Source organism: Corynebacterium sp. KPL1818 (assembly GCF_000478135.1).
In the GTDB taxonomy this organism is placed as follows: Bacteria; Actinomycetota; Actinomycetes; order Mycobacteriales; family Mycobacteriaceae; genus Corynebacterium; species Corynebacterium accolens.
Map to the genome: position 1 here is coordinate 461,277 of NZ_KI515758.1, position 25,891 is coordinate 487,167.

General features: G+C 57.8%; 42 protein-coding genes. 39 read left to right on the forward strand and 3 right to left on the reverse strand.

Features of this window, described 5'->3' with window-relative positions:
- Positions 1 to 39 precede the first annotated feature (39 nt).
- Positions 40 to 2,109 (forward strand): DNA topoisomerase (ATP-hydrolyzing) subunit B, encoded by a 2,070-nt coding sequence (gene gyrB, locus HMPREF1261_RS01990; RefSeq protein WP_023029774.1) that lies wholly within the window; start codon positions 40 to 42, stop codon positions 2,107 to 2,109.
- Between the two features lie 96 nt (positions 2,110 to 2,205).
- Here gyrB and HMPREF1261_RS01995 read toward each other — a convergent pair whose 3' ends face one another.
- A complete protein-coding gene (locus tag HMPREF1261_RS01995) occupies positions 2,206 to 3,705 on the reverse strand; it encodes an MFS transporter (protein ID WP_023029775.1) in 1,500 nt (499 codons plus the stop codon).
- 60 nt (positions 3,706 to 3,765) lie between these two features.
- Positions 3,766 to 4,203 (reverse strand): hypothetical protein, encoded by a 438-nt coding sequence (locus HMPREF1261_RS02000; RefSeq protein ID WP_023029776.1) that lies wholly within the window; start codon positions 4,201 to 4,203, stop codon positions 3,766 to 3,768.
- A gap of 165 nt (positions 4,204 to 4,368) precedes the next feature.
- Here HMPREF1261_RS02000 and HMPREF1261_RS02005 point away from each other — a divergent pair, with 165 nt between their 5' ends.
- Positions 4,369 to 5,604: a tyrosine-type recombinase/integrase gene (locus tag HMPREF1261_RS02005; protein WP_023029777.1), complete on the forward strand. Its 1,236-nt coding sequence runs from the start codon at positions 4,369 to 4,371 to the stop codon at positions 5,602 to 5,604.
- Here HMPREF1261_RS02005 and HMPREF1261_RS02010 read toward each other — a convergent pair.
- Positions 5,569 to 5,952, reverse strand: a complete 384-nt coding sequence (locus HMPREF1261_RS02010; protein ID WP_023029778.1) for a helix-turn-helix transcriptional regulator — start codon at positions 5,950 to 5,952, stop codon at positions 5,569 to 5,571. The two genes, HMPREF1261_RS02005 and HMPREF1261_RS02010, sit on opposite strands and share 36 nt — an antisense overlap.
- A 137-nt stretch (positions 5,953 to 6,089) precedes the next feature.
- Here HMPREF1261_RS02010 and HMPREF1261_RS02015 point away from each other — a divergent pair, with 137 nt between their 5' ends.
- From HMPREF1261_RS02015 to HMPREF1261_RS02205, 37 genes are all read left to right on the forward strand, one after another.
- Entirely contained in the window at positions 6,090 to 6,314 is a 225-nt protein-coding gene (locus tag HMPREF1261_RS02015; protein WP_023029779.1) for a helix-turn-helix domain-containing protein, read from the forward strand.
- Positions 6,315 to 6,393: 79 nt separating this feature from the next.
- Complete coding sequence (locus HMPREF1261_RS02020) at positions 6,394 to 6,981, forward strand: hypothetical protein (RefSeq protein ID WP_051142507.1); 588 nt, start codon at positions 6,394 to 6,396, stop codon at positions 6,979 to 6,981.
- Entirely contained in the window at positions 6,981 to 8,057 is a 1,077-nt protein-coding gene (locus HMPREF1261_RS02025) for an AAA family ATPase (RefSeq protein ID WP_023029781.1), read from the forward strand. The genes HMPREF1261_RS02020 and HMPREF1261_RS02025 overlap by 1 nt, the downstream gene beginning before the upstream one ends.
- A gap of 488 nt (positions 8,058 to 8,545) precedes the next feature.
- Positions 8,546 to 9,442, forward strand: a complete 897-nt coding sequence (locus HMPREF1261_RS02030) for a helix-turn-helix domain-containing protein (protein WP_023029783.1) — start codon at positions 8,546 to 8,548, stop codon at positions 9,440 to 9,442.
- A 537-nt stretch (positions 9,443 to 9,979) separates the two neighbouring features.
- A complete protein-coding gene (locus HMPREF1261_RS02040) occupies positions 9,980 to 10,276 on the forward strand; it encodes a hypothetical protein (protein WP_023029785.1) in 297 nt (98 codons plus the stop codon).
- Positions 10,277 to 10,325: 49 nt separating this feature from the next.
- Complete coding sequence (locus HMPREF1261_RS02045; RefSeq protein ID WP_023029786.1) at positions 10,326 to 10,589, forward strand: hypothetical protein; 264 nt, start codon at positions 10,326 to 10,328, stop codon at positions 10,587 to 10,589.
- Between the two features lie 132 nt (positions 10,590 to 10,721).
- The gene (locus tag HMPREF1261_RS02050; protein WP_023029787.1) at positions 10,722 to 11,006 is read left to right on the forward strand and encodes a hypothetical protein; all 285 of its coding nucleotides are present in this window, start codon (positions 10,722 to 10,724) and stop codon (positions 11,004 to 11,006) included.
- An 11-nt stretch (positions 11,007 to 11,017) separates the two neighbouring features.
- Entirely contained in the window at positions 11,018 to 11,905 is an 888-nt protein-coding gene (locus tag HMPREF1261_RS12825; RefSeq protein ID WP_023029788.1) for a DNA cytosine methyltransferase, read from the forward strand.
- 96 nt (positions 11,906 to 12,001) lie between these two features.
- Positions 12,002 to 12,256: a hypothetical protein gene (locus tag HMPREF1261_RS02060; RefSeq protein ID WP_023029789.1), complete on the forward strand. Its 255-nt coding sequence runs from the start codon at positions 12,002 to 12,004 to the stop codon at positions 12,254 to 12,256.
- A gap of 179 nt (positions 12,257 to 12,435) precedes the next feature.
- Positions 12,436 to 12,822: a hypothetical protein gene (locus HMPREF1261_RS02065; RefSeq protein WP_023029790.1), complete on the forward strand. Its 387-nt coding sequence runs from the start codon at positions 12,436 to 12,438 to the stop codon at positions 12,820 to 12,822.
- Positions 12,823 to 13,002: 180 nt separating this feature from the next.
- A complete protein-coding gene (locus HMPREF1261_RS02070) occupies positions 13,003 to 13,356 on the forward strand; it encodes a hypothetical protein (RefSeq protein WP_023029791.1) in 354 nt (117 codons plus the stop codon).
- On the forward strand, positions 13,349 to 13,738 hold the full coding sequence (locus HMPREF1261_RS02075) for a hypothetical protein (protein WP_023029399.1): 390 nt from the start codon (positions 13,349 to 13,351) through the stop codon (positions 13,736 to 13,738). Before HMPREF1261_RS02070 ends, HMPREF1261_RS02075 begins: the two co-directional genes overlap by 8 nt.
- On the forward strand, positions 13,738 to 14,061 hold the full coding sequence (locus tag HMPREF1261_RS02080) for a hypothetical protein (protein ID WP_023029792.1): 324 nt from the start codon (positions 13,738 to 13,740) through the stop codon (positions 14,059 to 14,061). Before HMPREF1261_RS02075 ends, HMPREF1261_RS02080 begins: the two co-directional genes overlap by 1 nt.
- A gap of 70 nt (positions 14,062 to 14,131) precedes the next feature.
- On the forward strand, positions 14,132 to 14,413 hold the full coding sequence (locus tag HMPREF1261_RS02085) for a hypothetical protein (RefSeq protein ID WP_023029793.1): 282 nt from the start codon (positions 14,132 to 14,134) through the stop codon (positions 14,411 to 14,413).
- Positions 14,406 to 14,762, forward strand: a complete 357-nt coding sequence (locus tag HMPREF1261_RS02090; RefSeq protein ID WP_023029794.1) for a hypothetical protein — start codon at positions 14,406 to 14,408, stop codon at positions 14,760 to 14,762. The genes HMPREF1261_RS02085 and HMPREF1261_RS02090 overlap by 8 nt, the downstream gene beginning before the upstream one ends.
- Positions 14,763 to 14,857: 95 nt before the next feature.
- Entirely contained in the window at positions 14,858 to 14,992 is a 135-nt protein-coding gene (locus HMPREF1261_RS13150) for a hypothetical protein (protein WP_255342612.1), read from the forward strand.
- Positions 14,989 to 15,390 carry a hypothetical protein gene (locus HMPREF1261_RS12935; RefSeq protein WP_023029796.1) on the forward strand — a complete coding sequence of 134 codons (402 nt, stop codon included), beginning with the start codon at positions 14,989 to 14,991 and terminating at the stop codon, positions 15,388 to 15,390. The genes HMPREF1261_RS13150 and HMPREF1261_RS12935 overlap by 4 nt, the downstream gene beginning before the upstream one ends.
- A 50-nt stretch (positions 15,391 to 15,440) precedes the next feature.
- Complete coding sequence (locus HMPREF1261_RS02105; protein ID WP_232207968.1) at positions 15,441 to 15,665, forward strand: hypothetical protein; 225 nt, start codon at positions 15,441 to 15,443, stop codon at positions 15,663 to 15,665.
- 74 nt (positions 15,666 to 15,739) lie between these two features.
- A complete protein-coding gene (locus HMPREF1261_RS02110; RefSeq protein WP_023029798.1) occupies positions 15,740 to 16,216 on the forward strand; it encodes a single-stranded DNA-binding protein in 477 nt (158 codons plus the stop codon).
- Between the two features lie 99 nt (positions 16,217 to 16,315).
- On the forward strand, positions 16,316 to 16,495 hold the full coding sequence (locus tag HMPREF1261_RS02115; RefSeq protein WP_023029799.1) for a hypothetical protein: 180 nt from the start codon (positions 16,316 to 16,318) through the stop codon (positions 16,493 to 16,495).
- 128 nt (positions 16,496 to 16,623) lie between these two features.
- Positions 16,624 to 17,184: a WhiB family transcriptional regulator gene (locus HMPREF1261_RS02120; RefSeq protein ID WP_023029800.1), complete on the forward strand. Its 561-nt coding sequence runs from the start codon at positions 16,624 to 16,626 to the stop codon at positions 17,182 to 17,184.
- Positions 17,185 to 17,187: 3 nt separating this feature from the next.
- Positions 17,188 to 17,664 carry a hypothetical protein gene (locus HMPREF1261_RS02125; protein WP_023029801.1) on the forward strand — a complete coding sequence of 159 codons (477 nt, stop codon included), beginning with the start codon at positions 17,188 to 17,190 and terminating at the stop codon, positions 17,662 to 17,664.
- An 83-nt stretch (positions 17,665 to 17,747) separates the two neighbouring features.
- Positions 17,748 to 17,930 carry a hypothetical protein gene (locus HMPREF1261_RS02130; RefSeq protein WP_023029802.1) on the forward strand — a complete coding sequence of 61 codons (183 nt, stop codon included), beginning with the start codon at positions 17,748 to 17,750 and terminating at the stop codon, positions 17,928 to 17,930.
- A gap of 53 nt (positions 17,931 to 17,983) precedes the next feature.
- Positions 17,984 to 18,307, forward strand: a complete 324-nt coding sequence (locus HMPREF1261_RS02135) for a hypothetical protein (RefSeq protein ID WP_023029803.1) — start codon at positions 17,984 to 17,986, stop codon at positions 18,305 to 18,307.
- Positions 18,308 to 18,550: 243 nt separating this feature from the next.
- Positions 18,551 to 18,880 (forward strand): WhiB family transcriptional regulator, encoded by a 330-nt coding sequence (locus HMPREF1261_RS13205; protein WP_023029804.1) that lies wholly within the window; start codon positions 18,551 to 18,553, stop codon positions 18,878 to 18,880.
- Between the two features lie 35 nt (positions 18,881 to 18,915).
- Entirely contained in the window at positions 18,916 to 19,353 is a 438-nt protein-coding gene (locus HMPREF1261_RS02145) for a dUTP diphosphatase (protein WP_023029805.1), read from the forward strand.
- A 93-nt stretch (positions 19,354 to 19,446) separates the two neighbouring features.
- Positions 19,447 to 19,626 (forward strand): hypothetical protein, encoded by a 180-nt coding sequence (locus HMPREF1261_RS02150; protein ID WP_023029806.1) that lies wholly within the window; start codon positions 19,447 to 19,449, stop codon positions 19,624 to 19,626.
- 30 nt (positions 19,627 to 19,656) lie between these two features.
- On the forward strand, positions 19,657 to 19,836 hold the full coding sequence (locus tag HMPREF1261_RS02155) for a hypothetical protein (protein WP_023029807.1): 180 nt from the start codon (positions 19,657 to 19,659) through the stop codon (positions 19,834 to 19,836).
- Between the two features lie 94 nt (positions 19,837 to 19,930).
- Positions 19,931 to 20,194, forward strand: coding sequence for a hypothetical protein (locus HMPREF1261_RS02160; protein ID WP_023029808.1), 264 nt, complete (start codon positions 19,931 to 19,933; stop codon positions 20,192 to 20,194).
- Complete coding sequence (locus HMPREF1261_RS02165) at positions 20,191 to 20,433, forward strand: hypothetical protein (protein WP_023029809.1); 243 nt, start codon at positions 20,191 to 20,193, stop codon at positions 20,431 to 20,433. The genes HMPREF1261_RS02160 and HMPREF1261_RS02165 overlap by 4 nt, the downstream gene beginning before the upstream one ends.
- Positions 20,434 to 20,573: 140 nt before the next feature.
- A complete protein-coding gene (locus tag HMPREF1261_RS02170) occupies positions 20,574 to 21,005 on the forward strand; it encodes a hypothetical protein (RefSeq protein WP_023029810.1) in 432 nt (143 codons plus the stop codon).
- Between the two features lie 32 nt (positions 21,006 to 21,037).
- Positions 21,038 to 22,555 (forward strand): ParB N-terminal domain-containing protein, encoded by a 1,518-nt coding sequence (locus HMPREF1261_RS12940; protein ID WP_023029811.1) that lies wholly within the window; start codon positions 21,038 to 21,040, stop codon positions 22,553 to 22,555.
- A 42-nt stretch (positions 22,556 to 22,597) separates the two neighbouring features.
- A complete protein-coding gene (locus tag HMPREF1261_RS02185) occupies positions 22,598 to 23,227 on the forward strand; it encodes a ParB N-terminal domain-containing protein (protein WP_023029812.1) in 630 nt (209 codons plus the stop codon).
- 28 nt (positions 23,228 to 23,255) lie between these two features.
- Positions 23,256 to 23,939: a type I-E CRISPR-associated protein Cas6/Cse3/CasE gene (locus HMPREF1261_RS02190; protein WP_023029813.1), complete on the forward strand. Its 684-nt coding sequence runs from the start codon at positions 23,256 to 23,258 to the stop codon at positions 23,937 to 23,939.
- Entirely contained in the window at positions 23,936 to 24,679 is a 744-nt protein-coding gene (locus tag HMPREF1261_RS02195) for a hypothetical protein (RefSeq protein ID WP_023029814.1), read from the forward strand. Before HMPREF1261_RS02190 ends, HMPREF1261_RS02195 begins: the two co-directional genes overlap by 4 nt.
- Complete coding sequence (locus HMPREF1261_RS02200) at positions 24,660 to 25,034, forward strand: hypothetical protein (RefSeq protein WP_023029815.1); 375 nt, start codon at positions 24,660 to 24,662, stop codon at positions 25,032 to 25,034. The genes HMPREF1261_RS02195 and HMPREF1261_RS02200 overlap by 20 nt, the downstream gene beginning before the upstream one ends.
- Positions 25,034 to 25,891, forward strand: a complete 858-nt coding sequence (locus HMPREF1261_RS02205) for a hypothetical protein (protein WP_023029816.1) — start codon at positions 25,034 to 25,036, stop codon at positions 25,889 to 25,891. The genes HMPREF1261_RS02200 and HMPREF1261_RS02205 overlap by 1 nt, the downstream gene beginning before the upstream one ends.

A 25,891-nucleotide genomic window follows, 5' to 3' on the forward strand; every position in this document is an offset into this window, starting at 1 on the left:
TCTTAGAATTAGCTATAGCCAAAAGGAGAGCACGAATCCGTGGCTGAAGAACACGCATATGATGCTGGATCAATTACGATCCTGGAAGGTCTAGAGGCCGTCCGCAAGCGCCCCGGTATGTACATCGGTTCTACCGGATCGCGCGGTTTGCACCACCTTATCTGGGAGATCGTCGATAACTCCGTCGATGAGGCCATGGCAGGCTTCGCGGACAAGGTCACCGTCAAGCTTTTGGAAGACGGCGGCGTCGAGGTCATCGATAATGGCCGCGGTATCCCGGTGGAGATGCACGCCTCCGGTGCGCCGACCGTCCAGGTGGTTATGACGCAGCTGCACGCCGGCGGTAAATTCGACTCCGATTCCTATGCCGTTTCCGGCGGCTTGCACGGCGTCGGCATTTCCGTGGTCAACGCCCTGTCCACCCGCGTGGAGGCGGAGATCAAGCGTGAGGGCAAGCACTGGTACCAAAACTTCCAGAACGCCATCCCGGATGACCTAGTGGAAGGCGGCAACGCCCGCGGTACCGGTACCAAGATTCGCTTCTGGGCGGATCCGGAGATCTTTGAAACCACCGAGTTCGATTACGACACCATTGCGCGTCGCCTGCAGGAGATGGCCTTCCTGAATAAGGGCTTGACCATCGAGCTTATTGATGAACGCGTCACCGAAGAGCAGATCGAGCTCGAGGAAATCGCGGATGCGGAATCCGGTGAGGCGAGCGCGGATGAGACCTCCTTTGATGATGTCCCCGATGCCGGCGATACCTTCAACGAGGAAGCCGACTCCAAGAACGTCACCAAGGCCGATAAGAAGCGCCGCAAGAAGATCACCTTCCACTACCCGGAGGGCCTGACGGACTACGTAAAATTCCTCAATAAGTCCAAGAGCGCCATTCACCCCACCATCGTGTCCTTCGAGGCAAAGGGCGAGGACCACGAGGTTGAGGTGGCCTTGCAGTGGAATCAGGGCTACAAGCAGTCCGTGCACACCTTTGCCAATACCATCAATACCCACGAGGGCGGCACGCACGAAGAGGGCTTCCGCGCAGCTTTGACCTCCTTGATGAACCGCTATGCCAAGGAGCACAAGCTCATCAAGGACAAGGACCGCAACCTTTCTGGCGATGACTGCCGCGAAGGTTTGGCCGCCGTCATTTCGGTCAAGGTGGGCGATCCGCAGTTCGAGGGCCAGACCAAGACCAAGCTGGGCAACTCCGAGATCAAGGGCTTTGTGCAGCGCTCGGTTAACGAGTACGTCAATGACTGGTTTGATGCCAACCCGGCAGAGGCAAAGGCCATTATCAATAAGGCCGTCTCCTCGGCGCATGCCCGCATGGCAGCGCGCAAGGCGCGCGAGATGGTGCGCCGCAAGTCCGCCACTGATCTGGGCGGACTGCCCGGCAAGCTCGCGGATTGCCGTTCCAAGGATCCGAGGAGTTCGGAGCTTTATATCGTGGAGGGTGACTCCGCGGGTGGTTCCGCGAAGGCCGGCCGTGACTCCATGTTCCAGGCCATCTTGCCCTTGCGCGGCAAGATCTTGAACGTGGAAAAGGCCCGCATGGATAAGGTCTTAAAAAACGCCGAGGTCCAGGCCATCATCACCGCACTGGGCACTGGCATCCACGAGGAATTCGATATCAAGAAGCTGCGGTACGACAAGATCGTGCTGATGGCCGATGCCGACGTGGACGGCCAGCACATCGCCACGCTGCTGTTGACCCTGCTCTTCCGCTTTATGCCGCAGTTGGTTGAGGATGGCCACGTGTACTTGGCTAACCCGCCGCTCTACAAGCTGAAGTGGTCCAAGGGCACGCCTGGCTACGCCTTCTCTGATGACGAGCGCGATAAGCTGCTGGCGGAAGGCCTGGAGCAAAACCGCAAGATCAACAAGGATGACGGCATCCAGCGCTACAAGGGCTTGGGCGAGATGAACGCCTCCGAGCTCTGGGAGACCACCCTGGATCCCTCCACGCGCCTGTTGCGCCGCGTGGACCTGGAAGACGCACAGCGCGCCGATGAGCTGTTCTCCATCCTCATGGGTGATGACGTGGCCGCCCGCCGCTCCTTCATTACCCGCCGCGCGAAGGATGTCCGCTTCCTGGATATTTAAATCGCTGGCCTAGCCCTGTGCGCGCAGTGGCTAGGGAAAAGCTAGAGCCCACCGTGAATAATTCCACGGTGGGCTCTAACTATGGGGTGAGGAAATTTAGCTGCTGGAAGAGCGCTGATCAGCAAACCCAAAGCTCAAGGACACTAGGCAGACGGCGATGATGACGCCAAAGCCGGTCATGATCGATACGGGCCAATCTCCGGAGGTGCTTTGGAGCATGGCAAAGACGATGGCGGTAATGATGGCCAAGCCAATGGCGGTGCCGATGCGCTGGCCGGTTTGCAGGACCGCGCCGGAGGAACCGGCGTAGTTATCTGGGACCTGCGCCAAGGTCAGGGTTTGGTTAGGGGAGACCACAGCACCCTGGCCAAGCCCGATAAATGCCAAGGAAAGGATGAGCCACCATTCGCTTATTCCCCAGTGCGTGGTGCCCCAAATAAAGACGACCGTGGCGATGAGACCGAAGATAGTGGTCAGCATGCCGATGATGACCACTATGCGCCCGTAGCGCGAAATCTTGCGGCCCGCGATGGTAGCGGTAATGGAGTTGAGAAGCGCGGATGGAATGCCCACCGAGCCGGCTGCCAGGGCGGAGTAGCCCAGGCCATTTTGGAAGTACAACGCAACGAGCACCCAGATGCTGGTAATGCCCATAAACCACAACGTGGCGATGATGGTGCCATTGCGGAAGCTCGAGGTGGCAAAGATATTGAGATCCACCATCGGCGGGTGGCCGGTGGCCTTGTGGTGGCGCTCCCACAGCACCCACACGCCAATAAGCACGGCACCTGCCAGAAGCAGCCACCACACGGCCGGGGACCCCGTGGAGTCCATGAAGGGAAAGAGGATACACCAGACCGCGGCACCGAGGATGAGCGCGCCGATGGGATCCAGGGTGGCCAGCGCCTTGAAGATGCCCAGCTTATTGCCCGCGGCATCGCGGACGCGGGAAAACAGCGGGCGTGGGAACCACATGAGGCCCAGGATGATGGCCAGCAGGCCGATCGGGGCATTGACCAACATGGTCAGCCGCCACCCGTGGTCAGGGCCGCCGATCTTAATGAGGAAGCCGCCTAAGACCGGGCCGATGGCCACGGCGATTCCCACGGTGGCACCAAAGTATCCAAAGGCGCGGCCGCGCTCTTCCCCGCGGAAGTATTGCTGAATCATTCCCACTCCCTGAGGGTTCAGCAATCCGGCGCCAACACCCTGCACAAAACGCGCGATATTCAGAGAATGCGCATTCGGCGCGAAACCCGCGACGGCGGCGCTGATGGTGTAGACGGCGATGCCGAGGAGGAAGATGCCCCCGCGTCCCACGAGATCGCCGGCGCGCCCGGCGGCGACGAGGACCACGCCGAAGGTAAGCGCATAACCAGACAGCACCCATTGCACATCTGAATCCGTGGCACCAAGCCCAGACTGAATCGACGGCAGCGCCACGTTCACGATGGACACGCTAATGAGTGACATGAACACCGTGACCAGCACAATAATAAGAACCCGCCAGCGGGCGGGGTCTTGGCCGGCGGGGTAATCGGTGCGGTTTGCTTCTGATGCCGACGATTTATGATGCGGGGAATAATTCACTTCCACACTTATACTCCGCAGTCCAGAAAACCTTCAACCGCAGGAAAACCGGTGGAAACTATTTATTTACATGTGCTTTTGCACGACGCGGCCGAATGCAGGAACTTCCGGGCTTAAGATCTTGGTGGCCTTGCCGCGCAGGGAATTATAGGGTTTGCGCAGTGCGGCGGAGTTCACCTTTTCTACGTGCTTATCTGCGATATTCATAATTTCATCGCTGACCTTTTCTTGCCGCGGTTCAAGGAAGGCGCCGAAATCATCCTTCCCGCTTTCCGCAAAGTCCTGCCACCGCGGATCCAGGGCATCGAGGACATCCGGCAAGATCCGTTCCAGCGCCTTGGGGACGACGTTGGCATCGGCTTTTTTGGCGGCGGCCAATCCGCCTTTAATGGCCATGCCAGAAATGCCGGATTGGGCGGAGGCGACTTTTTCAACGAGAGCCCCGCATTCGGCGATGAACTCGGTGCGGGTGGATCCATGCATCAAGGTAGAAAGGTGAGACATGGTGCCATACTTTACGCGATTTTATAGAGGGCATGAGCCTTGTACCAGTACAGGGTACTGATCGCCCGTATAGTGTGCGATCCGCAGGCCGCAAACTGTACTATAGGGTGCGACAGAGTACACCCCGACAGCTATCAGTACAGCTACACAACACATCACATCACCATGCGATCAGTAAAAGACCTCACCCTCGGCTCCATATACCAGACCAAAAACGGCACCTGGCGCGCCGCCATCACCATCGGCTGGGATGGAAAAGGCCGACAGGTACGAAAAACCACCTCCGCGAAAACCAAGGCAGAATGCATCCGCCGCCGGAATGAGCTATACCTCCAGCTACAGAAAAAAGCGACCACGCCGGAGAAAATCACCGTCGAAACATTCATCCGCCAATGGCTCGACTCAACCGCCGCCGAAAAATACTCACCCAACTCCCTCCGAAACTTCAAAAGCCAATGCCGGAAGCACATCATCCCCACCCTCGGCAAGTACCGCCTAGCGGAACTCGGGGCCGATGAAGTCCGTGAACTTCATCAAGCAGCCCGTGATGCCGGGTGCTCCGACCGGATGGTGCAGGTAATCCATTCGACATTCTCGGCGGCGATGAGCGACGCCGTCCGCCGTGGCCTTATTGAGATTAACCCCACATCGCGGGCGGATAGGCCACGTGCAGCATCCCGCCCTCGTACCGCGTTGACGGTTGACCAGGCGCGGCACCTTATCCTGCATTCCTCCCACGCTGGCGACCCACTAGCATCACTATGGGCGTCGTATATTTTCCTTGGCCCGCGCAAGGGGGAGTTGCTGGGACTCACCCGCGACCGTGTTTCCCTCGTACAGGGTATGGCGCAGATTGATCTCTCGTGGGCATTATCTAGCGTGCCGTGGAGGCATGGCCGTGATTGCGAATGTTCCGATGGGGTGCGGGGTGATAAATGTCCTCTGCATGAGCATGAGGTGCCGCCGGGGTATGAGTGGAAGGAGCTAAGCGGGTCGATGATTTTGGCGCGGCCTAAGACGTTGACCTCGCGGCGGATCGTGCCGGTGCCAGCTCCACTCGATGATGTGCTACGCCATCATATCGATACGACCCCGGGGAATGAATGGAATCTCGTATGGCTATCGAAGATGGGTCGACCGATACGTCCGGAGCATGTGCTTAAGCGGTGGAAAGTGGCGCTTCGTGATGCGGGGCTGCCGATTGTTGACTTGCATACGGCGCGGCATACTGCCGCTTCCCTCCTCCGTGAATGCGGGGTGGGGCCGGAGGTTATCGCCGCTATCCTCGGGCATTCTAATGTGGATACGACGTTTAGCTATGTGCATGTTAATGCTGGTCAGACGCAGCGGGCGCTGGCGGATTATTCAGCTTTCCTCGGTTTGCCGGGAGGCGATGCTTAGGCCTCGGATGAATGCGAGGGCCTCTCGTTGTAGGTGAGGTGGGAGGCGTTGCGCTTCGGCTACGATTTCGGCGTGGCAGTCCTCTGGGGTGGGGGTTGTGGTGATGTCGGCGGCGTCGAAGATTTTATTGACGGGGAGGCCGACGCCTTGCGCTGCTTTTGCGAGGGCTTCTGGGGTGGCGGTGATGGGGATACGCTGGCCGTTTCTTATGTTTATTCCGGTCTCGAGCCGTCGCCACCATGATTCGGATAGGCCGGAGCGGCGGGCGGCTTCTGCTTTGGATAGGCCGCTGTGTTCGCGGGCTTGCTGGAGGAGTTGGCCGGGTAGCCATTGGTCGTGGGTTGTCATGCTTTTAGCGTATCAATCAGGCGCTTTTGTACCGGATTTTACATTAGCCAGTACCGTATAGTACTATTTAGTACAGGGCGGAGAGATACAGCCCACGCCCTGCAAGGCGAACCGCTAGTCAAAAAAGGAAACACCACATGGCTATCTACATCAAAGGCCACCCCGAAGGACTGCTCGACCTCAAAGAGGCACAGCAGTACCTCGGCGGCGTAAGCCGTACCACCATCTACAGCTACATGAACCGCGCCGACCATGAAAACCGACTCATCAAAGCATCCCGCCCCGGACGCAAAGTCCTATTCACCCGCCACGACCTCGACACATTCATCAATGTGGAGCAAACGTTGGCGGATGCAGCGTAAAACTAGGAAAACCCCCACGGTGCTGCAACACCATAAATGTGGGGGATTCGCACCAGTCAGAAAGGAAACTGAAAACCTGATGCAACCCAATGATAACACCCCAGAGCACGCGAACGCGAAATATGACCTCGCACAGCGCGTCATCCTCCAAGCCGCCATCCTCGGCAAACTCTACGAGGTGCATAAGGCGGAAAAGAAGCAGCTGGAGAAAGAATTACAGCCTGGCGATAAACGCACCGTCACCAACGAGCAGGGAGTAAAACTCGGCACCGCCTCCATGAGCCAGCCGAACAAGAAAGCGGTCTGCAGCGACCGTGCCACCCTCCTCGCAATGGCCGACGAGGACGGGGCAGAAATCATCGACGCGCTCCCGCCGGAGGGCGACCCCCGCCACCAAGAAATTATTGATCTCCTTTTTGAAATCCGTCCTGACCTCCTCGATTCGGGAGTCTCCAAAGCGGATGAAAAGCACCTCGCAGACAAGGTGCTAGAGAAGTGGCAAATTACCGGCGAATTGCCAGCGGGATGGGAGATTACCGACGCTTCCACGCCCCGGATGACTATCCGCAAAGGCTCCGACAAGGTCGCCAAAGCATCGATTGAGCACATGATTACCGCCGCCTCCGACTCCCTCGCGGCCATCACTGACGGAAAGGAAACCAACTAATGCGTGAATTTAAGACCCGTAAACCAAGCGGCCGGGCATCGTTCCCCCTCGTACTCCTATCGGGGCAGGAGGGTACCGGCAAGACCTGGGCGGCGGTGGAAGCCACCGCAATGGAGCAGGTAGACCGAGCTTTCTTCATAGAGGTGGGGGAATCGCAAGCCGACGCCTATGGTGCTGTGCCTGGCGCTGATTTTGAGATTATTGAGCATGACGGCACCGTGCGGAATATCCGTGAGGCCCTACAGTGGGCGGCGGTGCAGGAGCCAGCGGAGGGTAAATTCAACCTCCTCATCATCGATTCCATGACCCAAATCTGGCAGCTATTGCAAGATAACGGGCAGCAGGAAGCAAACCGCCGTGCCCGCCGCAAAGGAAAGCAAATCCCAGAGGAAGGCGTCCGCCTCTCAATGGACTTGTGGAACCAGATTAAAGAAGTCTGGAACGGCATCCTCCAGCAGTGCCGCCACTTTCCCGGCCCCGTCCTCATGACCTCCCGCCTCGAACTCGTCACCGCGATGGACGATAAGGGCAATCCGACTCGCGATAAGCAGTGGAAGATCCAGGCGGAGAAGAACATGCCCTACAACTGCCAAGTGGTGCTACAGGCCCGAGCACCTCGCCAGTGGACATTGACGAAGATCGCCACCACCGTACCGGAGCTGCAACTGCCGGTAGGCGGGGAAATGCAATTCAACGACTTCAGCGTGGAGAAGCTCCTCACCTCAATGGGAATCGGAGCCGACGCCGCCCCAACCACCTACGTCGAAACCCGCCCGGACGGTGAGTTCGATGAGGAGAAGCAGCGCGAGGAGGCGGAGCGTGCCGAGCGTGAAGCTGCAGAGGAGCGGCGAAAAAGTTACGTATCTACCCAAGCGCAGGGCCTGATGGATGCGGAGAAGAACCGTGACCTAGACAAGCTCAACGCGGCGCTCAACTATTACCAACAGTCGGGTGATGGGCAGCTCGTGCAGATGGCGCGGGAAACCATCCAGCGGCTGCAGAAAGTCCAGGCCGAGGAGAACGTGCGAACCGTTCTTGATGGTGAGGTTGTGGACTCGAAGACGGAGGCGGCATAGCGGATTTTGCTGGGCCCTGCTCGCACTGCGGGCGGGGCTACATTTATGAGCTATGTTGCCAATTGGTGCCTGCAAGCACCGATTTTTATCAGAAAGGAAATGATTTTTATGAAGCGTTCTACGCTGAAACGTACCCCGATGAAGCGACGTCCCCGCCGTGGCGGGGCCATGCCGCCGGAGGTGTACCAGACAGTGATGGATAGGGCACGTGGCCGCTGTGAGGCCGGTCTGCCGGGCTGTACCGGAGCGCCGGAGGAGTGGCATCACAGGCAGCGGAGGCAGCGGGGGAATGACCGTGTGAGCAACGGTGCTGCCTTGTGTCATGCGTGCCATGACCATATTACGCATTCGTCGCCGCGTGTGGGGCGTGAGCGGGGGCTGACTGTGCATTCCCATCACCCTGACCCATCGCAGGTGCCGATGTGCGTGCGTGGGGTGTGGGTTCTCCTTGGCGAGGACGGATCGACAGTACGTACGGAGGTGAGGGCATGAGTTTGCAGGCGATGCAGTGGGCTATGTCCAAGGCTCCTATCAAACGGAATGCGTCTCAATGCCGTAACCGCCTGGTGCTTGTGGCCCTAGCCGATAGGTATAACGACGATACGGGCGTGTGCTGGCCGTCAATTAAGACGATCTCTAGCGACATTGGGGTATCGGTGCAAACGGTTCATAAGGCGATTAGCGACCTTGAATCGGCAGGCCTGATTGCTCGAGGTAATCCCCATTGGGTTGCTCATATCAGGGCCGATAGGAGGCCGACGGTATGGACGCTAAATCTGGAGATGGTGAAGCCTACAGAGAAGATCGAGCCTGACAATCATGTAGACGAGGCCCTATCATGGGGTAAAGACGTGGTTACCCCGTCAGATTCACGGGGTAAAGACGTATTAAAACCACGGGGTAAAGACGTGTTAACCAACGGGGTAAAGACGTGTTTACACAAACCCAAAGAGAACCCAAAGAGTGAACCCAAAGATCTTTTTACTCAACCGGAGGTTGAGAAAGAAAAGGCTCAGCCGCCTAAGAAGAAAAAACGATCTACTGCTACTCGCCTACCCGATGGGTGGATGCCGGACGAAAAGGTGATCGCCCAGATGCGTGAGGAATGCCCGGCGGTGAATCTGGAGTTTGAGCATCGCAAGTTCACGGACTACTGGGTGGCGCTACCTGATAGTCGCGCTCGTAAGAAAGACTGGAATGCGACTTGGAGGAACTGGATTAGAAACGCCTCCCAGCGTCAGCCCCAGCGGGGCACATCATCGTCGGGGTCGATGGACTTTGTAGACCTACTCAACGAATCGCGCCGCCAGCAGGCGCAGGAACCGTCGCGTGGGTTGGATTACCCATCGCATAACTGGGAGTCGAGGGGTGAGCTGCCGTGGTAAACACAAATCAGTCGCATGATGATGCGCAGGAACTCGCGGCCTATGTTCTGCAATACGGAAAGCGCCTCGCGCCGGATCGGTTCCCGTCCCCATCGATGGAGGTTGTGAATGCCTGGGCCAGTGTGATGGCCGGGATGCGGTTCCCGCGTGAGGTGTGGCCGGAGGCTGTGAAGCTCTGGGCTACTGAGCTGGTGGGGGAGCGTATGGTGACCCCGCGTGAGATAAAGCGGGCTGCGAAGATGGTTGTGGATCGTTGGGAGCATGTGCCGGAGCGTAAGGCGATGCTGGACGAGCATCGGGAGGCGCGGCGTGTGGAGCGTGATAAGCAGCTAGCGGCCGGGACGTTTGGGCGTGAGCGGGGTTATAGGCCGCGTGCTGTGGAGTCTCCATCGTCACAGCCTAGCGTGGAGGATATTCGGGGTATTGCGGAGCGTTTACGTGCCCGTCGCGGGGCCTGATTTTACAATTGGTAAATAGTGTTGTATAATGATTTATGTACCGCACAAGAGGGGCTGCAACCCTAGAAAGGAAACCATTATGGGACTCACCCAAGCCACTACCTACATCGACGATGCCACCGCATACCGCATGGAAGTGCAGGGGCAAGACGCCAACGTCGAATACGAAAGCAACGGGACGGCACCCGCAGAAATCAACCCACACTGGGACATCTGCAATCTCGAATGGGAAGTCAGTGTGAAGATCAACCCCATGCACGAGTTCGCCCACCCACTCGCCCTAGGGGAGTACATCAACGAGCTGGATGACGTGGCGAAAGTTGCTGAAGACTTCCGCACCGTGCTGAATAAGAACCACCGACCACACCGCGTATAACCACATAATTCAATCCACCTGCAAGTGGACATCTTGGAAAGGAAACACCATGAAGCTCGAACATTTCGACGCTATCTTCTTCTACCTCATCGCCGGAATCTTCCTCATCGGCCTCCCTTCACTCATTGGGGCGCAGGCATGGATCGCCCTCAATCCCGCCGTGGGGATTATCGCCGGGGGTGGCGTGCTCCTCCTCATCGTGGAGGGTGGCCGCTGGCTCCTCGACCAGGGGGAGGATGGCCAACAGGCCGAATTGGCCGAGGTTACTGACCTGAACCCGTACACCGCGGAGGAGGGGAAGAACGTTGCTTAATCAGATGATTGACCTACTCGCTGCCTACGCATACACCCCTGACGGTGGTGTGGCCGACCCTAATCACCCCGTGTACGCCCCCCTATGGGTGCTGACCATCATCGCAGGGGGTTGATCGTGGAGTACGTACTCATGGCTGTCGCAGTCATAGCATTTATGGCATGGCTCTCGATGAGCGTATTCATTTGTCTAGAGGCATTCGATGCGCTGAGCGATGGCGAGTGGATAGGCGGCTTCTTAGCTCTTGCGATAGGAATCGTTTCTTTGGTGGGCTGCTTCGTCACGATGTTCCACCTAATCGACTCGCAGGATGACAATAGTGAGCATTGCGGCCCCGGCACTGTGTACCGAGAGTCAAGCCACTACAACGCCGCGACGAAGGCCCCGGAGACGGATTGGTGGTGTGAATCCAAGTGAGGATCGGCAGCATGTTCGCAGGCTACAGCGGCCTAGAGATGGGCGTGCGGCAGGTGTTGGATGCGCAGCCCGCGTGGTTTGCGGAGATTGACCCGGCCCCAGCCCGTATCCTCGCACATCACTACCCGCAGGTGCCCAACCTGGGGGATGTAACCCGCGTGGACTGGGAGGAGGTACGAGATAGCCAGCCAATCGATATTCTTACCGCGGGTTACCCGTGCCAGCCCTTTTCGCAGGCAGGGCACAGGAAAGGAACCAATGATGAACGCCACCTCTGGCCCCATGTCTACGCCGCAATTAAGTCTCTTCGACCTCGACTCGCAGTGTTTGAGAACGTGCTCGGACATCTCACACTCGGCCTTGACACTGTCCTCAAAGACCTTGCCGAAATCGGGTGGGATGCGCAGTGGACAACTCTACGAGCGTCCGACGTTGGAGCGCCGCACCACCGCGAACGCCTTTTCATCCTGGCTACCAACCCCGACGGCTTCCGACCACAAGCGGGCAGACTCACCCGCAGACCAGCGCCGCAAATCACCTGGGATAACGACCTGCACAGCACACTGGCCGGGCTTAGTCGCGCCGCCAACATCAACCACGAGATGAAACTGCGATGGGGAGATACCGCGCCCGCCATCCTCACCTGGGCCATGCTCACCGGCCGCGAACCGCCGCCCATCGTCATCGACCACCCCGACCGGCAGCTGCACCCACGTTTCCCGGAATCACGCGCAGCCACCAATCCCGAATTCATTGAATGGCTCATGGGTCTGCCCGCGGGGTGGGTGACCGAGGTACCAGGATTGACTCGAAATCAGCAGATTAAGGCACTCGGTAACGGGGTGCTGCCGCAGTGTGCGGCGACGGCAATCCGTGGGATGATGTGCGAATTAACCTAATCCACACACATGATTTTACAAATCGTAAATAGTGGGGTATAGTAATAAACGTACCAAGGAAAAGGGGCTGCAACCCCTTCACAGAAAGGAAACACCATGAACGCCGTATGCGAAGTAACCATCTTCCACAACCACAACCAGCCCGCCAGCACCCACATCGTCACCATCAGCCCAGACGATGATGACCTCCGATACGCGATTCACTGCGGCTACTACGAAGCCCAAGACCCGGAAACTTTCGAAGCGGCACTCGCTGATATGGGCGAAATCCTCGACATCGAAGTCCTTGACACCGACGAGCCGGTCGGGAACTGCGACGCAGCCTACGACATGTGGAAAGACGGAATCTAAACACCCGGCCCCCGCTGTGCTGGCGGGGTGCCACCCTCATACACAGAGAGGATAAGAACGATGATTTCCCTCCCGTTTCTTTTAAAACTTTTGGTAGTTGCCCTACTCGGGTTTATCGCTGGGAAGCTATTCTCTTACATCTTTCTGTAACCGTCATTGGCAAGAAAGGATAAATACCAATGATTAAACCAACCCATAAAGAACTCACCGATGCACACAACGCATTAGAGGAGCTAACGAATGCAGCCTTGAGTGCAGCCGACTTCTGTGGCGACACAGAAAAGTTCTTGATGTGGAAGAACGAGATTCTAAAAGCCCTCCCCCTACGGCCGCTTAGCTCGTATTCTCAGAAAGATCTGGATACAAAAGTCGCTGGAGGGCATGGTATTCACGCCCTACAGGTGCAGAGTGAGGACGGTCTGCCGTACTACATCCTAGACCGAGACGATGACGGTGTATTCACCGTAGCCAGCCCAATCTGTACTGACCACTTCCTCACTATGGGCGACACTCTATACGTCACCGGTAGGCGTTACCGAATTGATTTAGAGGAGGTGCAGGAATGAGCACTGGCCCGTGGCAGCGCTGGTTCGCCTGGCACCCCGTCCGAACACAGCAGCACGGGTGGAGGTGGCTACGCAGCGTAGAACGCGCCCTGCACTACCCGCCCGATATTCCGTGCGCACCAGACCCGTACTGGGTCTACCGCCCAACCCGTAATAATCGACACGAAACGGAGACCCCTAATGCCCGACCCCACTCGCCAAGAAATCATCGACGCGCAGCTCGCCCGCCAATGGGCGGAGTGGAACAAGTCCTGTGAAGTCAGCTCGCCCGAAATTCAGGCCGCAGCTAACTTCATCCTCGCCCACACCACCCCTCCGACCATGGCCGACATCGAGTGGGACGACGAGAAGCACTACCTCGCAGAAGCCACGAGCGACCAGTTTGGCCGCGTCATAATGCTCCGAAAAGGCAAAGAAGGCTACATCGAATTTATCGTTCCCGGCGAGCCAGAATGCGGAACGCTTGTAGCATACACCGAGTATCTCACCCCGACTGGTCGCCGCTACACACTAAAGGAAATTGACAATGACTAAAAATAGCTTCGCTAAAAAGCTAATGCAGGACATCCAAAACAGGACTGGCATGACCTCCGAAGAGTTAAACCATCATATGAAAATGGCCCTGAATAACCTCGTGAATAATCGCGAAGAAGTCATGACTAACTACCGGAAAATGCTCGAAAAATCTATGCCGCAAGGCCGAACAATGCACGATATTGATTGGGTTGAAAGTGAACATAAGTTCGCAGAAGCCGCAGGCCCAGCGCAGTCGAAAAACGTCATGCTAGATAAAGACCCAGAAAATGGTCTAATCACCGTCGCCCAATACTGCGGCAATGAGTGGCTTATAAAGCACCTACCACCGAAATGGCTCGCACCCACCGGCCGACGCTACGTACTCCAAGAGGAGAAATAATGACCCCGAAAGAAACCGCTATTTCAACCGTTGAAAAGTTCTTTGAGCTTCTGGGATGCCACGTGCAAGTTAACGATTTCTGGGAAAGCCACGGTGGCATAGATTGCATCGTGCACGACTATCAACTGCACGACTACCAAGGCCCCTACACGATAGTCGGCTCATCATTCGAAGGCTCGCAAGACACCATCAGTGTAAATGTCTACGACCTCAATGATGATGCCAAGCGAGACCACGTATTGCGTGTCAGCAGAGTCACCCCGGAATTAGCCGTGAAATTCACTCGGGAAGCAATCACCGCCTACGAGCAAGACGAGGAATAAGGAAAACCGCGTCATCACAAGTTTGAGCGGACGCGGTGTACACCACCAGCCTACAACACCAGGAAAAACAATGACCGACCCCATATTGCTGCCACATGACCAGCACATCATCGTCAGCGCCCTACGCCACTGCCGCGAAAGACGGTCCTATTTCCTCCGTCACACAACCAGGTGGGTGATGGAGCACTGGGATGAACTTCACTTCACCGCCCAGATGCAGCTCGCCCAAGATGTCCACATGGACCTCCACCTACGCGAGGAAGCAACGCAGGAAGAAAAAGCCCAGCTCACCCGCGAACAACCCGAATGGGAAGAATATCTGAACTTCATCGAAAGGAAAATGAATGAATAACCGCCGCCGCGCCGCGCAGGTCATCGCAGACAAGATCCTCGTATCTCTATTCAATAAGTCTTCCCACTCCCCACAAAGCCTAGGCGACGACATCGCTGACACCCTCGACGATATGGGCCTGCTCACCCCCGACCTTCCAGAGCCGTCCAACATCATAGAAGAAGACGAAGAAGGCGGAGACAAACGAATCTGCTGGAGCGCACCCGGATGCGACATTGAGCTAGTGCCAGGAGAAATGATCGTCACCTACGAACACCAGGCAGGCCACGAAATAGCAAACGCACATCAAATTGGCCTCGCATTGCTGGCAGCAGCAAACTACGCGGAGGAGAACCAATGCCCCCGATGACACCCGGAGAAGCGGAGTGCTGGCTCGAAGAATTCCGATACGCAGGCTATGTGCCACAACTCCCCGCCCTCCGTGCCATACAAACCATCGCTGACATGGACACCGAAACCCTCACCACCGAACCGCACCCGCGGGGAAGCTGGAACGGCGACGCACAAGACCCACACTATTTCGACGTAGCCCCCGGCACCCGCATGTACCGCCACGTCACAGAATGGAGCAAAGCATGACCACCTTCGCAGACATGACCCCACAGGAAAGAGCACAGTGCCGAGGAATGTGGTGTGACTTCCCTGACCCCGACGAGCGCACCAACCTCGCAATCTACGTAGACGACAGTCTCAAACACCAGGGATTCTGTGAGCTAATCCATGAAGGACAACTAGGACGCCTCACCATCCCCGAAAACCTCACCCCACGCCCCGACCTGCCCCGCGCCTGGCAAGCAGACGGCACACCACCAGCAGGGGAATGGCAAACCGCCAAAGTGAAAATAATCCCGAACGAAAACGCTAAGTATGACCGAGAACAAAACGTCATCACCGGCGACGCCGTAGCCGACCCCGACCATGAACCACGCAGTAGCCACGACATCCGCCGCTGGATCGGCGAATGGGAGGAATTATGAGCGGACCGGAGGTAGCAGGAGGGAGCTGTGGAAAGATAGTTAGCATGAGCATGAGCGAGCAGGAACTGCAGGAAAGAAAAAAGAAATTTGAGGACGAAGCCGTCGCCACCCACGAGGAAATCCTCACCCTACACAGCCAGATAGAGGGAGCGAAGAAGCGCCGCACGGCGGCGTTCCGGAGGGCAAAAGCCGCTGGGGTGCCAGCCAGTATTTTGGCGGAGCGGACGGGAATCTCACGGCCACTAGTGACCCGTATCCTCGCGGGAGACCGGTAACACCACCCTGGGGCTGCAACCCCATCAGCAACCGGCAGCCTGACCGCCGAGCACAGTCAGAAAGGATAATAAGCATGGCAAACACAACCATCACCGGGAATCTGGGTAAAGCCCCAGAACTTAAGCACACCCAACAGGGCAAACCAATGACCCGCCTAAGCGTCGCATGGAGTGAACGCCAACGCGACCGCAACGGCGAATATTTTGACGGGCCGACCGTATGGGTCTCTGCCACCGTATTTGGTAGGCAAGCAGAGCACGCGTGCTCCACATTCAGTAAAGGCGACCGGGTTATCGTCACCGGCGACCTCAAGCCGGAGGTGTGGAATTCCGACCAGGGGGAGCAAACCGTATTCACCATGATGGCGCAGCAGGTGGGCGTATCCATGATTGGGCAGGAGGCGCAGGTTAACCGTGTCTCCGCGCAGAATAATGGTGGGGGGTACGCCTCGAACGGCGCTTCCGGTGGTACGCAGGGTGACCCGTGGAACTCGCAGCCGCGTTCCGAGACCGGTGGTTTCGGCGGTGGGGGTTCCGAACCTCCGTTCTAAGCAGCGGTAAACCAAAACCGTGGGGGTGGAACACCCAGCGCATGTCGCTAGGGTGTTCTATTCTTGTGGTCACTAATTTTCGACGAGTAGGAGACGTGAATGGAGCGCATTAGCACCCCGATGGGGACGTTGACCGTGTCTAATTTCTCGGACGATACGCCGGGGGATGAGTACTCTGTGGTCACCCTTGATGCTGGTGGGTCGCAGTTTGATTTGAATCGTGAGGAAGCGGGCCAGTTGATTGAGGCGCTGCAGTCGAACCTCGCGTGGGTGGGGTAGGAGGGCACCCCCACACTGTTCGATAAAGTCCGCACTGGTACATATGTGCGGACTTTATTGGTACATAGGATCGAGGCAACAAAAATAGGCAGGGACAACCACAACCACCCCTTTTTTAGGAGCCTCACGTGCCCACCCAGGCCGCCTGCCACAAGACTAAAAACACCGCATTCATCAACCCTAACGCCGCGAACCCCGCCGCTGTCCGCGCCGCCATCACAATGTGCGAGCAATGCCCGATACGACGGGAATGCGCACAAAATGCCCTCACCTCCGGCAGTGGCCTCAATGACTCCGGCACCGCACCCGCCTCCGATGTAATCCAGGCCGGGGTGGTGTGCTACGGCGATTTTGAGACGATGATGCGACTCTCCCAGATAGCGGAGCGGGAGGAGGTACCGACGGCGGTACGGGAGCAGCGTGCCCAGGCTCCAGATCGCTGCAGAAACTGTCATCAGCCGATGGTGAAGTGGCACCGCGCCATCACTCCAGAGGGGTACGTGAAGCACTATGCGAGGGGCTTCTGTACCGAGTGCCGGTCGGCGTATACCGCATGGAAGCGGGAGAATAATGTAGGCAGCGCTCACCGGGGCTTGCGGAAGCATATCGACCGGAAGCGGCATAGTGCCCCGCCGAAGCGGAATACTGTCCTCGCGGTGCAAATGCCGCTGTTCGAGGCGGGGGTATAGGCCATGCTTGAGTACCCGCCGATGGTGATGACGTACCCCGAGGATCTGACTTTTTGGAAGCGTATTGAGCTGCCGTGGTCTAAGCCTCCACTATCGATGAATGATGCGTCGCCCGCCTCGCGGGGTGCGGTGTATGGGCGTGCGGCTGCGAAGCGGGAGATTCAGGAGACCCTGCACCTACTGGGGCGGGGGCTGCGGATGCCGGAGGGGAAGCGGTACCTGCTGGTGCAGATGAATTACCGCGTGCCAGATAGGCGACGGCGGGATACGGATAATGTGACGGCCTCTAGTAAGCCGCTTATGGACGCTTTGGCGGGAGGCTCGAAGCGTATTCCCGGGCTGGGGATCGTGGAAGATGATACTCCGTATTTTATGGGGAAGCCGGAGCCCATTTTGTGGCCTCCAGAGCGGGGTAAGCAGGGGAAATTGTGGGTTGATTTATGGGTAGCGGAGGCACCGCCGGGACCTTATTTTACCTAACGAACACACGTGATTTTACAAAATGTAAACGGTGGGGTATAGTGATAAATGTAAGCAAGAGAGCACAAAGAAAGGCCAAAACAATGACCACCTACACCACCAAGAACGACGCCATCCAGTACGAAATCATCGAACCACTCGGCGAATGGGCCAACGAACACAACATCGACGCCATCGCAGACGAACTCATCACCGCCACCTCCACCGGCTTCCACATCGACGACACCAAAGACTTCTGGGACGTAGTCGCCAACAACTCCCTATAACCCCCACCCCTCGCCTGCAAGCGAAAAATTAGTCAGAAAAGGAAACCCCGAGAATGAAAACCGCCACCCTCACTCACGCCCAAAAAATGGCACTCGGCTGGGCCTCCATCAATAACGAACGTAACGACGATGGAGACCTTATACTCATCGCTGACACTCGCGTAAAAAATAACCTCACCAAAAAAGGAATCGCCCTACTCGTCGAAGCCTCGTGGGCAGACCGCCAGGGCCTCCCACACGTGACTAAAGACTGGTATATCAAGCCGGAGTGCGAGCCGCTGTGTGCGAGCTTCGAGGAGTACTACGAACTCCACGACAAGCCAATCCTTGGCCCCGGCGACCTCACACCAGAGGAATGGGAAAGCGTAGCCGGGTAACCCACCGGCGGGGGAGGGGCGCGCATTCCTCACTACTGGCAAACAGCTAATTCTAAGACACCAAGCTGCAACACCAACCCATAATCACGCGCACCAACCGCACCCCACCAGACCCCATAATCATCCGCAGGAGATACCACTATGAGCAAGTCAAAGCACAACCCGAAGAACATGTCCCAGCCACGTCACGCCGCTGACCTCATCCGCAAGCACCGTCGCAAGGCCGCAGAATAAGACCCCATTATGAGCAACACCCCGTTTGAGCCTGAAACCAGCACCGAGCCAGAGAACTGGTGGAACCGCGCCAAATGCCGGAATGATGACCCCAACCGGTACGACCTGGATCGCGACCGGAGTATCCGCCGGGATGAGAAAAGCCGCATAGCGGAGGAGCTATGCGAGGGGTGCCCGGTGCTCGCTGAATGCGCCGCCGATGTGCTGGAAAATAATAATATTGGCCTCGTCCGAGCGGGGCTATGGTTCCCGTGCCCACCCAAGGACTGCCCACCCGGTAGGGAGGAGCGGGAGCGGGAGTTATACCGGCGGGCTGCCCCGGCGCTCGCACGGGCCTAATGTAAACAATTTTTACGATAGGAAGGATATTTTTGATGCTGACGATTCCATTCATGCTGGAGGATGGGGCGCGGGAGCCGCGCCGCGCTCACCCCGATGATGCCGGGTTTGACCTCGCCGTCATTGAGCGCACCCGAGTGCCGATGGGTGGACATACTGTGGCCGATACTGGGGTGCGGGTAAATATCCCCGCCGGATACGTGGGGAAGCTATTTGTGCGTTCCTCCGTCGGGGTGAAGCGGCACGTGTGCCTATCGAATGGCACGGGGATTATTGATGCGGGCTACACGGGGACGATTAAGGCGAGCTTGCATAATGAGTCGCGGGATCCGGTGTGGTTTCATGCGGGGGAGTTTGTACTGCAATTAGTGGTGGAGGAGCTGCCGCAGGTCGAGTTGGAGCGTGTGGAGTCGTTGGAGGTGTCGGCGCGGGCTGATAATGGGTTTGGCTCTTCGGGTAATGGCCTGCAATAACCCTATGATTTTACAATCCGTAAATAGTGGGGTATAGTAGATCATGTAAGCAAGAGAGCAAGGGGCTGCAACCCCACACCGAAAGGAAATACCATGAACTACAAGCAGGAAATCACCAACAAGAAGAATGAATACAACACCATCATCACCGAGCGCAACAATGTCACCAGCCGCGAAGAATACAACTACCACCAAGCACGCGCAGACCGCGCAGCCCGCCAAATCGCAGAACTTCAAAACGAAGCCATGAACGCCGCAATCGCAGCCCTCTAAACCACCACAACACCAAAGGAAACCCACACCATGAAATGCCAGAACAGCCACTGCACCAAAGAAGCCACCACCCTCACCGACTACAACTTCTGCGAAGAACACGCCTCCAAGCATGCGAAAGCACTCGAATGGGGCAAGCTCCACACCGAAGGCAAAGCCACCACGGAGGATTATCCCGGCTACACCCCAATCACCGTAACCGCCAAGTAAACGAAGCAGCCCGACTGGCAGGCGGGGGAGTTCAAGCCTCCCCACGGGCACCACGGCCACTGCAATGGCCCAAGCACAGAAAGGAAACCCCGCCATGAGGCATACCCTCATCACCCAATCCATAGCCAACCTCGCGGCCTTCGCAGGCCTCCGCACCGCCCCCACAAGCACCGGCCCAATCATCTACACCGGGCCGGACACCTACTTCAAGCTCGACGCCACCACCGGCGAAGCCTGGGGCGCTGATACCCACTACAACCAGTACTACTACGCACTCAACGAACCAGCAGACATCGGCCAATGCGTCGCCACCCTCCTCCACATCGCCACCGAAAACAATGAGGAGGAAGCAGCATGAGCGCCAACCCCGCCACCCTCCTCGATAAGCACCGCACACTCCTCGAACTCCGCACCGACCCCGACCTCAAACCCCGCCTCGTCTGCTACCACACACCCCGCCACCTCGAACGCCGCATAATCGAACGGGCCGAACTTTTCGAGACCTCCGCCACCGCCGTATTCACCGACATCATCCTCCAAGGCCTCGTAAACCCACCCCCCACCAGTCTTTACGGGACAAACACCCGCCAGCAGTAAAGTCTCTATCCAGCGCACCTGGCGCCTCCCAGCAGCAGCCGCCACGGCTATCATTGACCTCGCTAAGGAGCGTGGCATCACCCAATCCCAACTCGTCACCGACATCATCACCCGCCACCTACAGGGGACAAGGCGGGTACATGCATAAACCAGCAGAGGCCACCAAGGCGGAGCTGGAGAACCTTTACAAGAAACACCACGCCTACAACCGCCTCCGTAATGATCCGGCTATCCGTGAGGTCACCGCCACCACACTATGGCTCCACCCCACCCTCCTCACCGACGCGCAGGCCTTGGCGGAGAAGCGCGGCATCTACCCCAACGCCCTCATTGTCGAGGCCCTCGCCTGGGGCGTGTATGCCGGAACCTCCACCAGCAATGAGGAGTTACGCCTCGCCTCCGGTAAGCGGGACGGCGGCGTGGATAGGGGCCTCCGCTGCCCAGTGCCGCTACTCCGGCACCTCAAATGGCTCGCCGCGAGGGAGGGCCAGCCGGTGAGTGAAGTGGCCTCCATCATCCTCGCCAAATACCTCCACAAGGCCGGAGCACTCACCACCACAACCACAGCCTGACCGCCACCACACAAGCCCTACGCTGCCGCATCATGACAGCCAAAAACACAGCCAACATCGGGGAGCACCAAACCGTCCCCCTCCTCCAGCTCAACCATTACGCCAAAAACCCACGCCGAGGCGACGTACAAGCTATCAAAGGAAGCATCGTCGCTAACGGTATCTTCCGCCCCGTAATCGTCAATAAGGGCACCTACACCGATAAACCAAACGAGATTCTCGCCGGTAACCACACCGTGAAAGCGATCCGGGAACTAGCGGAAGAAAACCCCGACGATCCTCGCTGGCAGGAGGTCGAGGTATGGATGGTTGATGTGGATGCGGAGCGCGCCGCCCGCATCGTCCTGGCCGATAACCGCACCGCCGACCTTGGCTCATACGATAATGATGAGTTGCTGGAACTCCTGAGCATGATGGATGGCGACCTCGACGGCACAGGATACGATGCCGACGATTTGGAGGAGCTTACGCAGCTTGATGGTAGTGGCGCAGATTTAGCGAGTGATGAGGAGGATTACTCTCTGGATGAGGTCGCGGAGGCTGCCGCGTTGACTCTGGCGGAACGATTTTTGGTTGTTCCCACGACGGTTATTGATACTCGTCGAGGTGAGTGGCGAGAGCGCAAGAAGTCATGGCTGAAATTAGGCGTAGCTGCGCAGGAGGGGCGGGCTGGGCAATTAATTTACGCTCCGCCGTCAGGTAATTTCATTAACTGGTACGAAATTAAAAACAAAGCATTGGCACTTAATAGTGAATTAACTAATAAGGAAATACTCGAAAAATATGAAGATCAATTAAAACCGTATAATGAAGGCAGGGGAACCAGCGTGTTCGACCCCGCCTTATGTGAAGTTCTTTATCTTTGGTTCAGTAACCCCGGAGACCATACCCTCGACCCGTGGGCAGGCGGAAGCGTAAGAGGAATCGTGGGAGCCATGCTGAACCGTCATTATCAGGGGCACGAGCTACGCGCAGAGCAGTGCGTGGAGAACCGAAAGCAAGCAGACAGAATAAAAGAGCGTGGACACCTGCCACACGGAGTAGACAAACCAGTATGGATTGATGGAGATTCCGCCAAAACAATGCAAGATAACCAGGCTGAATCATTCGACTTCATAATCGGATGCCCTCCCTACTACGACCTAGAACAATATTCCGACGACGAAGCCGACATCTCCAATCTGTCCACAGAGGACTTCAACGCCGCTATGGCCGTCACCCTGCAGGAAGTAGACCGGTGCCTACGCCCTAACCGGTTCGCAGCGTTCGTCGTAGGCTCCGCTCGTGATAAAAGGGGTGACCTCCGAGACATGAAGGCGTGCATGATGAACGCGATGCCAGACGGATGGCACCTCGCCAACGACGCCGTGCTAGTCAACAACGTCGGCACGGGAGCTATTCGGGCTAAGAAAATGTTCGAGGGAGGACGCTCCCTTGCCCGTGTCCACCAAGACATCCTCGTATTCGTCAAAGGCGACAGAAAAACGGCAGCCAAGCGCTTAGATGCCATAAAGGTGGCGGAGCTAGATAGTATGGATAACGAGAACTAGCGGCCAACTGACCGCTTGGGCTGCCGCTGCACACTAAGCCGTATGAGCGACACACAACCACCCCAAGGCACCCTCGAACACCTCCCGATTGAGCAGCTACACAACTACGCCCGTAACCCGCGCAAGGGCAACATTCCCGCAATCAAAAAGAGTCTCCACCAGCACGGCCTATTCAAACCCCTACTCGTAAACACCGGCTCCCAAACCGGGGAAGAATGGGCCGTCCTCGCGGGGAACCACACCCTTGCTGCTATGCGGGAACTCAATAAGCAGGCCGCTGACGCAGCTCAAGACCAGCCTTACACGATGGTTCCGTGCTACATCATCGACGTGGATGAGACACAGGCCGCTGAAATCGTCCTCGTAGACAATAAAACCAGCGATCAGGCGGACTACAACAACGAGGCCCTGGTAGACCTCCTCGACTGGCTCCCAGACCTCGACGCCACCGGGTATGAGCAAGCAGACCTAGATGCCCTCCTCGATGGCCTAAACACGGTGGAAGAGCTACCGGAAGAAGAAGCGCAGGATACCCCCTACGCGGACTTCATTACCGTTCGCCTCCAACTCCCGCCACACCTAGCGCAGCAATGGCTGGCGCACAGCATGGCATTCGACTCCGCGGAGGAAGCCCTAGAACACCTACTAGACCACGGGGCACTCGAAGGGTGAAACGCACAACCACTTGGGAGGTAATACCATGACCACAACCGCCCCGAATTATGCCGAGTACGGCGACACCATCGACCCCATCAACTGGAACCGCATCGGCCGCCGCACACAACCCAACGCGGAGAAAAGGCATCGGAAGCAGCAAATGACCACACTAACTACCTGCGTTTTAAGCAGGAATACCAAGAGGCTTGCTCACGATTCGCAGGCACTGCACCGCACACTCAAGCACGACATTAAGGGGAATTTCCTCTGGTCACTACCAGACCGGCGCACCCTCGTCATACAACACGATGAGCCTGTCCACTGGCCGGATGTGATGCCCGGAGTCATCACCCGCACCCACAGTGTGGAGGCCATCACCCCGATTACTGGTGTGCCTGTCCAGTGGGCGCTGATCGCTAATCCCACTGTATGTGTGAGCCGGGGCAAGGGGAGGCGCGGTAAGCGCACCCCACTCGGTGAGGAGGACTGGGTGCCGTGGGCGCACCGAAAGCTGGATTCCGCAATCAATATCCATGAGGTGGATGCCACGCTGATGCCCGTAGCTAGGGGTCAGCGGCATGAGATGACTATCTACCACCGGCGCGTGATATTCACCGGCACCGGCACCGTAGCCTGCTGCGACACACTCGCAGACATTCAGCGCGCTGGTGTGGGAGCTGGGAAAGCCTACGGATGTGGCCTACTCATCGTGCAGGAGGCAGCATGACTAGTGCACAAAAACTCATTTGGGAAACCGCAGGAAAACCGCGTGTGACCGGGGCGAAGGGCAAGCTACTCAAAGAGCAGCCAGCCGTATGTTCCGTCACCGGAGAGTGCGAAGATACCACAGCGGACGCGAAACGCGCCCTGGGGGAGAACTTCACCGACCAGTCCCTCTGGAATGCACATAGTGGCAGGGTAGGGGCACCAGCACTGTGGTGCTGCTCAGGCAAGGGCAAAGAATCACCCCGCATGTGGACATGGATATGCGCACCAAGCGAAGCCTTGCCAGACAGTGCTGAGAAAGCACCACTGCACGTGCCCGGCCTGTGTCAGACGAATCGGGGCAACACCCGGCCCGTCATCGACACGCTCATGAACCCACCAGCAGGGGAGTGGGTGGTGTGCATCGCCGTATCCGGCCAAAAGCACGTCCTGCCCTATGCACGCACCAACATGGGCTCGGGGGAGTGGACGATACGCATGGAAGACACCACAATCACTGCCACGCCCGACCAGTGGCGGCACGTCTTCGGGCATGTCCTGGCGCTACGCCGCCTCGGAGTCCCCGCCGATGCAATCACTGCTGGCACACCTGCCTACATCAAAACCGCAGAGCAGCTGGAGGCGTGGAGACACCACTCCCTACAGCTCGACCCATACCGCACTGCACCCATCACCCAGCTGGCCCTGTGGTGCATCACTAAACCAATCATGGAGGAAGAGAATGACTACCCCAACCCCTGAACAGCTTGACCAGGCCACCATTGACCTGATTTTTGCGCTCCGCGACTCCCTCGCCGACGACGGCCCCAGCCGTATTGATTTCTGGGGCGGGCGCGCCACCACCGCCATCCAAACCGCCGCCGCCGGTAGTGACAATGCGGGGCAGGCCATCACCACCGCAGCCCACAAACTCCAGATTGAGACGCTGCGCACCGCCGTAGCCAAGACCGTCAAGAAGGCCGCTGAGGTAATCGACCAGGACTACCCAGCCTGGTCCGCGCATGTCGACAAGAACATCGTCTACATCGTCGCTCTCGCAGCCGTCGAGAACAAGACCCGCAAAACCACCAAGACCACTGAGGAGATTCCGTTCTAATGACCACCATCACCCCTACCCCACAGACCACCATCAACCTGACCATTGACCTGACCGCACCGTTCCACCACGGTGCAGGCACCGCAGGAAACACTTCCCTGCTGCGCACCCAGGACGTGGTACAGCCAGACGGCACTGTCTCCCGCGTCCCATTCCTCTCCGCCGCCAGTATTCGTCATGCACTACGTGACGCCCTCGCATGGCACACCGCCCACACTCTCGACATTGAGCCGGGCACCCTGAGCAAGGGCACCGTCGATCTCCTGTGGACTGGCGGGGCCGTATCCTCCACCGGAGCCAAGACCGACCTCGACATGATGCGCCGAGTCGAAGAGCATTACCCGGCGTTGTCCATGCTCGGCTACGCCGCCAAGTCGGACATCATCACCGGCACCCTCCGTGCCAGTGACCTCATCCTTGTCTGCCAGGAAAACGACTGGCGACTCCCCAAGCACCTGCGAGGTGCGCGTCGTGCCGCCGCATACCGCACCGAAGAATTCGGCACCCGACACGACCAAGCCACCAGCCCAGCAGGCCGCTACCTGGAGGTAGTGGATAACGTAGACACTGCGCAAATGATTTGGGACACCCAAACACTGGCAGCAGGCTCATGCCTACACGGCACTATCTCCCTCACCCCAGCAGCCACCGCCATGCATCACGCCATTCTTGATGCCGCTCTCGCACTCTGGGCACCACACGGCCAGGTCACCATCGGCGCAAAAACCGCACAAGGCTACGGGGCCGGAACACTCCGCGACCAGAGTGACCGCACCGACCAGCTAGAGGAATGGACACAGCACCTCACCGACCACAAGCAGGACATCATCGACCTCCTTAATGAGCTGGGGGAGTAG